The organism is Dehalococcoidales bacterium (assembly GCA_041656115.1).
In the GTDB taxonomy this organism is placed as follows: domain Bacteria; phylum Chloroflexota; class Dehalococcoidia; order Dehalococcoidales; family UBA5627; genus UBA5627.
Map to the genome: position 1 here is coordinate 251,383 of JBBAED010000002.1, position 10,622 is coordinate 262,004.

A 10,622-nucleotide genomic window follows, 5' to 3' on the forward strand; every position below is an offset into this window, starting at 1 on the left:
ATCAGTTTTTGGGGACTTTCGGAGAAGGCAACAGCACCTCTGCGCTTGATAAGTCCAATGTACTAAGAGTACAATAATCTATGCAATTATTAAAGGAGTTTTTTCATGGAATCCAACCCTTACAAAGTTAAATCCGGACTCGCCCAAATGCTTAAAGGCGGCGTTATTATGGATGTCGTTAACCCCGAACAAGCCAAAATCGCCGAAGCCGCAGGCGCCTGCTCCGTTATGGCCCTCGAAAGAGTGCCCGCCGATATCCGTGCCGCAGGCGGCGTCGCCCGCATGGCCGATATCTCCGTTATCGAAAATATTATGAAGGCCGTTTCTGTTCCCGTTATGGCTAAATGCCGTATCGGTCATTTTGTTGAAGCCAGGGTATTGGAATCAATCGGCATCGACTTTATTGATGAATCCGAAGTCCTAACCCCTGCCGATGAAACCAACCACGTCTGGAAGCACGATTTCAAAGTGCCTTTCGTTTGCGGTTGCCGCAATATCGGCGAGGCCTTAAGGCGTATTGCCGAGGGCGCCGCAATGATTCGCACCAAAGGCGAAGCCGGCACCGGTAATATCGTTGAAGCCGTTAGGCATATGCGCACGGTTACCGATAGCATCAGAGAGCTTGCCAACATGCCGCAAGAAAAATTGATTACCTTTGCCAAAGAAAACGGCGCTCCCTACGAACTGGTTAAATTAGTCCGCGATACCGGTAAACTACCCGTTGTTAACTTTGCCGCCGGAGGCGTTGCCACACCGGCCGATGCCGCCTTAATGATGCAGCTCGGCGCCGAGGGTGTCTTTGTCGGCTCAGGCATCTTTAAATCGGAAGACCCCGAAAAGAGGGCTAAAGCCATCGTTAAAGCGGTCGCCAACTATCAAAACTACGAAATTATTGCCGAGGTTAGCCGAAACTTGGGTGAGGCTATGCCCGGAATCGAAATTAAACAAATCCCCGAAGACCAAATGCTCTCATCAAGGGGATCGTAAATTGCGGGAGGCTCGATTTGCCGAGAGTAATTGATGAAGAACTTAACGCATTACTGGAGATTTTGCCGCCGCATATCCGCCAACCGTTACAGCAACAAGAAGAGATAGATTTTTTGCTTGAAATCGTCTTGGATCTCGGTCGTTATCCGGAAGCGCGTTTCCCAAATAGCGACGTATGCCTGAGCATGCAAGAAGTTTCCCAAGATGATATCGACTTCGTAACCGCAAGAATCGGCAGTTTCGGTGAGGATAACCGTGCCGGTATTGAGCGCACGTTGCACCGTATTTCGGCTATCCGCAATCGTAAAGGTAAAATTGTAGGGCTTAGCTGCCGCGCCGGACGCGCCGTTTTCGGCACCATTAAAATAATAGAAGACTTGGTTCAATCGGATAAAAGCGTTTTACTGTTAGGACGCCCCGGAATCGGGAAAACGACAATGCTAAGAGAGGCGGCGCGTGTACTTTCGACAGTGGCAAAGAAGCGTGTCGTAATTGTTGATACTTCAAACGAAATTGCCGGCGACGGAGATATCCCGCACCCTGCCATCGGACGCTCACGCCGTATGCAGGTAATCTCCCCCAACATGCAGCATGCCGTTATGATTGAAGCAGTCGAAAACCATATGCCTCAGGTGATTATAATTGATGAAATCGGCACCGAATTGGAAGCGCAGGCCGCCCGCACAATTGCCGAACGAGGCGTTCAGTTAATCGGTACGGCGCACGGTAATACACTTGAAAACCTGATGTTAAACCCAACCCTTTCCGACCTGATTGGCGGAATACAATCGGTAACTTTAGGCGATGAAGAAGCAAAAAGGCGCGGCACTCAAAAAACCATTTTAGAGCGCAAATCACCGCCGACTTTTGATATAGTAATTGAAATCCAAGACAGGTACCAAGTTGCGGTCCACCCCGATGTTGGGGCATCGATAGATGCTCTTCTTCGCGGATATCCGGCAACAACCGAAACGCGCTCCTTGGATAGTAACTGTGAAGTCGTTATTAAAAGGGAAGAGTTTTTTGACGTAAAAGAAAAGCCATCCAAATCGCGCGAAAGCACACCCCAAAAAAGGCAACCGTCGCCGAAGCTCTACCCTTTCGGTATTAACCGCGTCCGTCTGGAACAAGCGGCCAAGGAGCTGCATGTTACCTTGAATTTGGTGGATAATCTTAACGATGCGGATATGATGATAACTTCTAAAACTTATTATCGTAACCGTCCGCAAAAAATACGTGATGCCGAAGCATCCAATCTGCCGGTTTATGTGCTCCGCAAACACACCCCAATCCAGCTCAAACAAATGCTGGCAACCATCCACCCCGGAGCTGTTATCAGCAAAAACGAAGGCAGAAGTTACATTTTAGGTTCAGCGATTAAAGAGGCTGAAGAAGCGGTGGATATTGCCAAAGAAAGCACGGAGGCTGTTGAGCTAAACCCGCAAAGCGCTTATATTCGCCGTTTGCAACATATCGTTGCCGAAAGAAACAATCTTTTATCCAAAAGCACCGGCAGGGAACCCAACCGGCGGGTAAGTATATTTAAGGAATCGTAGTTATGTCTTTGTTTATTACTTTTGAGGGCGGTGAAGGCAGCGGCAAGAGCTTCCAATCCAGTGTACTTTTAAAGCTACTGGCACGTGACGAAATCGCAGCAATTCAAACCAGAGAACCCGGCGGAACACAAATCGGGGAGGAAATTTCAAGGTGCGTTAAATGGCAAACCGAACCTATTTCTCCGCTCTCCGAGCTTTTACTGTTTAATGCTTCACGCTGTCATTTAATTGAAAGTGTTATCCGCCCGGCATTAAAGGAAGGTAAAATCGTTATATGCGACCGTTTTACCGATTCCACCCTTGTTTATCAGGGTTTTGGGCGCCAGCTGGATATGAATACAATCAATGAGATTAACAATTTGGCAACGGGCGGATTAAAACCCGATCTTACAATACTGATGGATATCCTGCCGGGGATTGGACTGGCACGTAAACACGGGCAAAAAAGAGACCGCTTCGAAAAGGAAAGCCTCACTTTTCACAATAAAATTCGCAAAGGCTACCTGGAACTGGCGGCCAAAGAACCGGAAAGATGGTTTGTAATCGATGCGTCAAAAAGCAAAGAAGAAATTGCCCGGGAAATCTGGCAAAAAGTACGCCCGCTAATCAAACAGAAAAACGATGATGAGATTGAAATCGAAGAAACTTTTTCGGCAACGGATTACACGGAACCCGATGAGAATGCCGGGGAAGGAACAGCAGAATGAAAAAAATAGGGGTTGCTCTTAGCGGCGGTGTTGACTCTTCTGTCGCCTGTCTGCTTTTAAAAGACAGGGGCTATGATATTTTTGCAATTACAATGTCGATTTCCGAATACAGTGATGATAAAATCGAATCGGCTTCGCAGGTTGCCGAGAAGTTAGCTATCCCACACTATGTGGTAGATCTTAAAAAAGAGTTTAACGAAGAAGTAATTCAGCCTTTTTGTTACAGTTACAGTATCGGAAAAACCCCAAACCCTTGCGTCCGCTGTAACTATCACATCAAATTCAACGCACTTTTTGAAAAAGCAAAAGAGCTTGGGGCGGATTATCTGGCCAGCGGACATTATGCCCATATTTTGGAAACAGGCGCGGAATTCAAACTGTTTAAGGGGGTTGACTCCGTTAAAGACCAATCGTACTTTCTTTATATGTTAAAACAGGAACAGTTAAAACATCTATTGATGCCGCTGGGAGGATTTACCAAAAAGGAAGTAAAAGCAATCGCCGCAAAACTTGGAATCAGCACCGTTACAGGGCATGAAAGCCACGATATTTGTTTTATCCCACAAAACGGATACGATGAGTTTATCCATGAAAATGTACCCACCGAACGCGGCAATGTCCTGGATACCGACGGCAAAATAATCGGAGAACATAAAGGGCTCGCCTATTACACCGTCGGGCAAAGACAGGGGCTGGGATTGGCGTCAAGCAGCAGGAAATATATTGTTAAACTGGACCCGTTCAATAATACTATTATTCTTGGGGAATACGAACAGCTTTTCTTAAACAAACTGCGCGCCGGTGAGTTAACTTGGGTATCGGGGAATGCCCCGCTTAACACGGAGCAAATAAATGCCAAAATCCGTTACAGAGCCCCCGAATCGCCGGTTAAAATAAAATTTGACGGTAATTATTGCGATGTGGAATTTGAACATCCTCAATGGGCAATAACACCCGGGCAGTCAATTGTTTTTTATCGCGGGGATGAGGTATTGGGCGGGGGTATAATTGAATCCCCCGATTTCTCAATGAGCTAATCCTTACCTAATAATAAATCCAATCAAAGGAAGAATATTGAAGTCTGCTAATAAACCGACATTCGATGAAGAAAAGAAATTAACCAAGCAAGGATTCCGTTGCATTGCCGGAGTTGATGAAGCCGGGCGCGGCTGTTTAGCGGGGCCGGTAGTTGCGGCGGCAGTTATTCTTCCTTCAAAAATGAAAAGAGACTGGTTAAAACAGGTAGCGGACAGCAAGTTACTAACCGCCGAAAAGCGCGAATATCTTTATCCGTTTATTCGCGAAGAAGCCGTTGCATACGGAATAGGTGTCGTATCGAACGAAATTATCGATGTAACAAATATTTTACAAGCTACAAAACTTGCAATGAAACTGGCAATTGAAAAGTTGGATCCGCAACCGGATACCCTGCTTATAGACTACCTAAAATTGCAGGATGTACACCTGCCGCAAAAGGGAATCCCTCACGGAGACGGCTTGTGTTTATCAATTGCTTGCGCCTCAATTGTAGCTAAAGTTTACAGGGATAAATTGATGGATGAAATGGATGAGTTGTACCCGGGTTACGGATTATGTAAACATAAAGGCTATTGGACCGCAGAGCACATTTCGTGCCTTAATGAACTCGGCCCCTGCCCGATACACCGCCGTACTTTCCGCCCAATCAAAGGAATGTATTTACGTTGAAGCTCTCGCGCAAAGAAATCGGCGCGCTCGGAGAATCCCTCGCCGCAAATCACCTCAAAAATAATGGCCTGGTTATAATTGAAACCAACTACCGATGCCCTCACGGGGAAATAGATATTATTGCTCAAGAAAAAAACTGTATTGTTTTTACGGAAGTTCGCACCAAGACCGGAAATTTGTTCGGTGCGCCCGAAGAATCGATAACAGAAAGTAAAAAGAAGCACTTAATAGATACGGCTTATACCTATCTTGAAGAAAAAGACCAAATGCAAGAGGATTGGCGGATTGATTTTGTCGCCGTGGAACTGGACCGTAACCATAAGCAGACAAGAATCGAGCATTACAGAAATGCAATTGAAGGATAAGGCTTATTAAACAAAGCTCCTCGCCGTTCGTTGGACCCTTCGACAAGCTCAGAATGACGCTACCGTCTTTGCGAGGAGCGAGCCTCTGGCGAGCGACGTGGCAATCTCCAGAAAATTTATTAGAGATTGCTTCGCCTTCCCTACGGGAATGGTCTCGCAAAGACAAGGGAGAATTGGTTCGCTGCGCTCGCAAAGACAGGGGTTTTGTCATCCCGCTTTCCTCTCTTGTCATCCTGAACGCAGTGAAGGATCTAAGATAACGGGGAATGTAGGCTGTAAGGTACCCTCAGCAACAAAAAGAGGCATCGCCCTACCGTATAAAGAGTTGCCGAACAGTGTACTATCCACCAACTCCCAGATTCTTCGGCAAGCTCAGACCCTTCGACAGGCTCAGGGCGCTCGGAATTTGGATTGTCTTTGCGAGGAACGAGCCTTTAGGCGAATGACGTGGCAATCTCCAAGAAATTTAATCTATATGAGATTGCTTCGCCTTCCCTGCGGGAATGGTCTCGCAAAGACAAGGGAGAATTGCTTCGCTGCGCTCGCAAAGATAGAGGTCTTCCCCCAGCCGTTCGTATCCTTCGACAGGCTCAGGGCGCTCGGAATTTGGATTGTCTTTGCGAGGAACGAGCCTTCGGCGAGTGACGTGGCAATCTCCTACGGATTTATTAGAGATTGCTTCGCTGCGCTCGCAAAGACAGGGGTTTTGTCATCCCGCTTTCCTCTCTTGTCATCCTGAACGAAGTGAAGGATCTAAGAGGACGGGAAATGTGGGCTGTTAGGTGACCTCGGAAACAAAAAAGAGGTATCATCCTGCCGTAAATACGCTACCGAACGGTGCACTATCCTCTAACCCCTAGATTCTTCGGCAGGCTCAGAATGACAATAACAAACAATACTGCCTTTTTAGTACTTTCGGTTATTGTATTGGTTCACTTTGAAGAGTAGAATCAAATTAAGGGCAAAAAATGCAACCTTTTTAATAAAATGCGGTTATCCTATAAAAGGGGGTAAAAATATTTTTAAAAAACAGGGATTTGTTCAGGTTTTGTTAAGATTTAAGTGGTAGAGTATAAAAAACAAGGGAAATTGATAGTAAATTAGTACTACTAAAAAATACACTCGAGGCAAAATTATGTTTTATATAGTATTGCAAAAAGCATACGGGGTATGGCAAGTGGATAGTAGAATGCCCTGCCCTTTTAGCACAGGGATTGGGCTAGGGATGCAGTTTGTAAAAAATGATATTTAGAAAATTAAGGAGATTAAAAATGTTTAAATTAAAATCAAAAAGAAAACTAAGGAGAGTTTATAGACCATGACTATAACAAACAAAACAAACTTCCGGTATTCAAATGCTATTACCAGTGGCATACTGAGTATCGTAGCTGCAGGTATTTCTATCCTGTTCATCGTTGGGGTTTTAATTATTGAATATATCAGATATTATGCAGGTGATATTCCTTCCCCTCCTGGCATCGCCTATTTTATTGCCTTCGGGGGATTAAGGCTAATCGCACTGATTGCGAGCATACTTGCTATTACAGGCGGTATATATTCTATAAAGAGGAAAAATCAATGGATTGCTATGGCCGGGGTTACCGCCTCCATTTTTTGCTACCCTGCGATGATTTTAGGTATTGTAGCTACGATTATGCTGGCAATATCGATATTTAGAAAAGAATTTAAAATAGAAGCATTATGAAGTATAAAATGTGTACAAGATAATTATAGCGATAGGTTTAATAATGCCTTTGTTTTTTATCGCATCTTGCTACAAAAAAAGTCAAATAGATTATATTGAACCGAAAACTCAGAATGACAAGTTATAAACGTCTTTACGAGGAGCGAGCCCTTAGCGAGTGACGTGGCAATCTCCAAGGAATTTAATCTATATGAGATTCTTCGCTTCGCTCTGAAAAACAGTGGAGTTTATTTATTAGAGATTGCTTCGCCTTACCTACAGGAATGGTCTCGCAAAGACAAGGTATCCCCCCAGCCGTTCATGTCCTTCGTCAGGCTCAGAGCGAACGAGAAAAGATAAACCACAATGCCAAAAAATATTCCCCTATCTTCTTCCTTGTGTTAGAATTAAACACACTTTAATAAAGTTCACCTATTTCCAAGGAAGTAAAATGAATTCATCCGAAGAGTTTGCCGGTCAGACCCTGCGTATTATCGATGCCAACTTAAACCGCATCGGTGAGAGTTTACGCTTGCTTGAAGATATCGCCAGGTTGATTCTTAATGATGCCACTCTATCAAGACAGTTAAAAGAAATGCGGCACGACCTTGAGGATGTCGATTTTACCTTCAAAAAACAACTAATCCAAGCCAGACAAGCCAACTCCGACGTCGGCGCCGACATAAAAGTAGAACAACAACTCGAAAAGAGAAGCTTACATACATCGGTTATTGCCAACTGCCGCCGTATCGAACAATCGTTAAGGGTTATCGAAGAACTCGCCAAAACCCCCGGAATTGAGTTAAACCCTGCCGATTTTGAAAAAGCCCGCTTTCAACTTTACACTACGGAAAAGACAATTATTTCTAAATTACTCCGTAAAGATAAATCCGCTAAAATCAACGGGCGGGTTGTTATTATTGATACCGCCTACGTTAAAAATGAAAACCTGACAGAAGTTGCAAAGCAAGCCCTGAACAGCGAAGCTAAAATTATTCTGTTAAGCGATAAAACCACACCTAAAGACAAACTGCTGCAAGAAGTCATTGAAATTGGCAAGTTATGTAAAGAATACAATGCCCTGTTTATAATTAAGGGTCATATTGATATCGCAATCGCTTCGGACGCCGACGGGATTCATATCGGGGCTGAGGATATCCCCATAGCGACAGCACGTAAGCTGCTGCCAATAGATAAAATAATCGGTTACACCGTCAAAACCTCCCAAGAAGCCCTTTTTGCCGAGCAAGAAGGAGCAGATTATATTGCTCTTTCGGCAATTTTTGACCATGATTTCAAAACAGATACAGAACCCGCCCGAGCTAAGAATTTACATTGCATAAAAGAAAAAACAGGTCTGCCGATAGTTGGACTGGATAACATAATTTATGATAGTATATGCGGAGTGATTTCCTGTGGCGCTGAATCGGCAACGGTCGTTAGTGTCGAGCCGGAGGTTAGCTCTTTGAAAGAAGCCACAATACAACTTATAAAGGGATATAAGTCTGACAAATGAGTGAGCTTTCGGATAAACTGGATATAATCGCCGAAGTAATCAGAAAAGACTTTTCAGAAAAGGATGCTGCCCGCGAGAAATCCCTGCCCCTCTGCCGCGAGGCCATCCGCTACTGCAGTAATGCCATTAGGGCTATTCACAGACAAGAATTCGACAAAGCCAAAGAAATGCTGCAAACGGCAAGAGCCCTTCTTACCGAGGCCGAAGCCGCCATCAATACCTGCAGCGAACTCAGAAACACCGGTTTTCTTCATGATGCCCAAAAAGAACTTGCCGAAGGCTATGCCACATATGCCCTTATAACCGGTCAAAGCTTACCGACCCCCGATGAAATCGGCGTGGATTATGCCGCATATCTTAACGGTCTGGGGGAAGCAATCGGAGAACTAAGGAGATATCTGCTCGACGGAATAAGAAAAGGCGACCAATCCCGCGGCGAAGAGCTTTTAGAGGCTATGGACGATATTTATAACACCCTTGTTACGATTGATTTCCCCGATGCAATTACCGCCGGTCTTCGCCGTACCACCGACAATTTTCGCGGGGTACTCGAAAAAACCCGCGGTGATTTAATTTTGATTCTTCAGCAGCAAAGCTTAGAAAATAAATTAGAAAAATATTACGAAAGGAGAATACAGCATTGAGTTTAATTTATTTCTCAATTCTGGCAGGCGTTCTTGGATTAGTTGTTGCCGGTTTGTTCGCCCGCTACGTGCTTAAACAGCCCGAAGGCGGTAAACAGGTACAAGAAATCTCGAATGCCATCAAAGAAGGCGCTCTGGCCTTCTTGGGAAGAGAATATCGCATACTGGCAATTTTTGTTGTTATCGTTGCGGTAATCTTGGGAGTTGTTCCCGCCCTCGGCTGGGGGGTTTCCTTCTCATTTATCTTTGGAGCTGTTTGTTCGGGTCTGGCCGGCTTTGTCGGTATGAGCATTGCCATTAGATCCAACTCCAGAACAGCAACAGCGGCGCAAGAGAGCCTTAATCAGGGTTTGCGTGTTTCTTTCCGCAGCGGCGCCGTGATGGGATTATCGGTAGTCGGTATCGGTATTCTCGGTTTAAGCATCCTCTATCTTATCTTCGGTAACGATCCCAATTTTATAGCTATCATCCCCGGATACGGTTTCGGAGCTTCATCGGTAGCTATCTTTGCCAGGGTCGGAGGCGGTATTTTTACTAAAGCCGCAGACACCGGAGCCGACATTGTCGGTAAAGTTGAAAAAGGCATTCCCGAAGATGACCATCGCAACGCCGCAGTTATTGCTGATTTTGTCGGCGATAACGTCGGTGATGTAGCAGGTATGGGCGCCGACCTTTTTGAATCATATGTCGATTCAATTATTGCCACTATGGCGCTCGGCATGGTTGCCGTCTTCTCCACTTCCCTTGATAAGGCCCTTGTTCCCGATATGGAATCCGCTTGGTTCTTACCGCTGATGATTGCCGCAGGCGGAATTTTAGCCTCTGTAATCGGCATCTTTGCCATCAGAGTCGGTGAAAACTTAAAGATGACGGCGCTCTTAAACGCACTGCGACGCGGCACTTTTGTTTCCGCAATACTGACTGCTGTCTTTTCCTTCTTTATTGTTTGGGGAATGGGAATTGATGTTAACATCTTTTGGGCAATTATGACCGGTCTTATTGCCGGTGTTTTAATTGGCGAAAGTACCAACTACTACACTTCCTATGTTTATAAACCCACTCTTGATGTTGCCAAAGCATCTCAAACCGGTGCCGGAACAAATATTGTCAGCGGCTTTGCTAACGGTTTGATGAGTACCTTTATCCCCATTTTTATTATTGTTATTGCCATTTTGGTTGCTTACAAGTTAGGCGATATGTACGGTATTGCGATTGCCGGTGTCGGTATGCTGGCAACACTGGGTATTCAAGACGCCACCGATGCTTACGGACCGGTAGCCGATAACGCCGGAGGTATCGTTGAAATGTCCGGACTGCCCGAAGAAATCAGGAATCGTACCGATGCGCTGGATTCACTGGGTAACACCACTGCCGCAACCGGTAAGGGCTATGCCATCGGTGCCGCCGGACTTACCGCATTGGCACTGCTTTTCTCATATACACAGGCGATTGGGAT

The 10,622-nt window shown here is 45.3% G+C and carries 10 protein-coding genes; all 10 read left to right on the forward strand.

Features of this window, described 5'->3' with window-relative positions:
* The first annotated feature begins 105 nt into the window (after positions 1 to 105).
* Positions 106 to 987 (forward strand): pyridoxal 5'-phosphate synthase lyase subunit PdxS, encoded by an 882-nt coding sequence (gene pdxS, locus WC958_02500; GenBank protein ID MFA5629114.1) that lies wholly within the window; start codon positions 106 to 108, stop codon positions 985 to 987.
* A gap of 17 nt (positions 988 to 1,004) precedes the next feature.
* The gene (locus WC958_02505; protein ID MFA5629115.1) at positions 1,005 to 2,543 is read left to right on the forward strand and encodes a R3H domain-containing nucleic acid-binding protein; all 1,539 of its coding nucleotides are present in this window, start codon (positions 1,005 to 1,007) and stop codon (positions 2,541 to 2,543) included.
* A 2-nt stretch (positions 2,544 to 2,545) separates the two neighbouring features.
* Positions 2,546 to 3,250: a dTMP kinase gene (gene tmk, locus WC958_02510; protein ID MFA5629116.1), complete on the forward strand. Its 705-nt coding sequence runs from the start codon at positions 2,546 to 2,548 to the stop codon at positions 3,248 to 3,250.
* On the forward strand, positions 3,247 to 4,287 hold the full coding sequence (mnmA, locus tag WC958_02515; GenBank protein MFA5629117.1) for a tRNA 2-thiouridine(34) synthase MnmA: 1,041 nt from the start codon (positions 3,247 to 3,249) through the stop codon (positions 4,285 to 4,287). The genes tmk and mnmA overlap by 4 nt, the downstream gene beginning before the upstream one ends.
* Before the next feature lie 37 nt (positions 4,288 to 4,324).
* Complete coding sequence (locus WC958_02520) at positions 4,325 to 4,957, forward strand: ribonuclease HII (GenBank protein ID MFA5629118.1); 633 nt, start codon at positions 4,325 to 4,327, stop codon at positions 4,955 to 4,957.
* Entirely contained in the window at positions 4,954 to 5,322 is a 369-nt protein-coding gene (locus WC958_02525; GenBank protein ID MFA5629119.1) for a YraN family protein, read from the forward strand. The genes WC958_02520 and WC958_02525 overlap by 4 nt, the downstream gene beginning before the upstream one ends.
* A gap of 1,318 nt (positions 5,323 to 6,640) precedes the next feature.
* Entirely contained in the window at positions 6,641 to 7,027 is a 387-nt protein-coding gene (locus WC958_02530; protein MFA5629120.1) for a hypothetical protein, read from the forward strand.
* A gap of 430 nt (positions 7,028 to 7,457) precedes the next feature.
* Positions 7,458 to 8,522, forward strand: coding sequence for a thiamine phosphate synthase (locus WC958_02535; GenBank protein ID MFA5629121.1), 1,065 nt, complete (start codon positions 7,458 to 7,460; stop codon positions 8,520 to 8,522).
* On the forward strand, positions 8,519 to 9,166 hold the full coding sequence (locus tag WC958_02540) for a haloacid dehalogenase (protein MFA5629122.1): 648 nt from the start codon (positions 8,519 to 8,521) through the stop codon (positions 9,164 to 9,166). The genes WC958_02535 and WC958_02540 overlap by 4 nt, the downstream gene beginning before the upstream one ends.
* On the forward strand, positions 9,163 to 10,622 hold a 1,460-nt coding region (locus WC958_02545; GenBank protein MFA5629123.1), incomplete at its 3' end, for a sodium-translocating pyrophosphatase. The genes WC958_02540 and WC958_02545, both read left to right, overlap by 4 nt.

Bases quoted from the DNA above. Each gene is read 5' to 3' on its own strand.
- tmk (MFA5629116.1), top strand. From the start codon at position 2,546: ATGTCTTTGTTTATTACTTTTGAGGGCGGTGAAGGCAGCGGCAAGAGC.
- WC958_02535 (MFA5629121.1), top strand. From the start codon at position 7,458: ATGAATTCATCCGAAGAGTTTGCCGGTCAGACCCTGCGTATTATCGAT.
- WC958_02530 (MFA5629120.1), top strand. From the start codon at position 6,641: ATGACTATAACAAACAAAACAAACTTCCGGTATTCAAATGCTATTACC.
- mnmA (MFA5629117.1), top strand. From the start codon at position 3,247: ATGAAAAAAATAGGGGTTGCTCTTAGCGGCGGTGTTGACTCTTCTGTC.
- pdxS (MFA5629114.1), top strand. From the start codon at position 106: ATGGAATCCAACCCTTACAAAGTTAAATCCGGACTCGCCCAAATGCTT.
- WC958_02540 (MFA5629122.1), top strand. From the start codon at position 8,519: ATGAGTGAGCTTTCGGATAAACTGGATATAATCGCCGAAGTAATCAGA.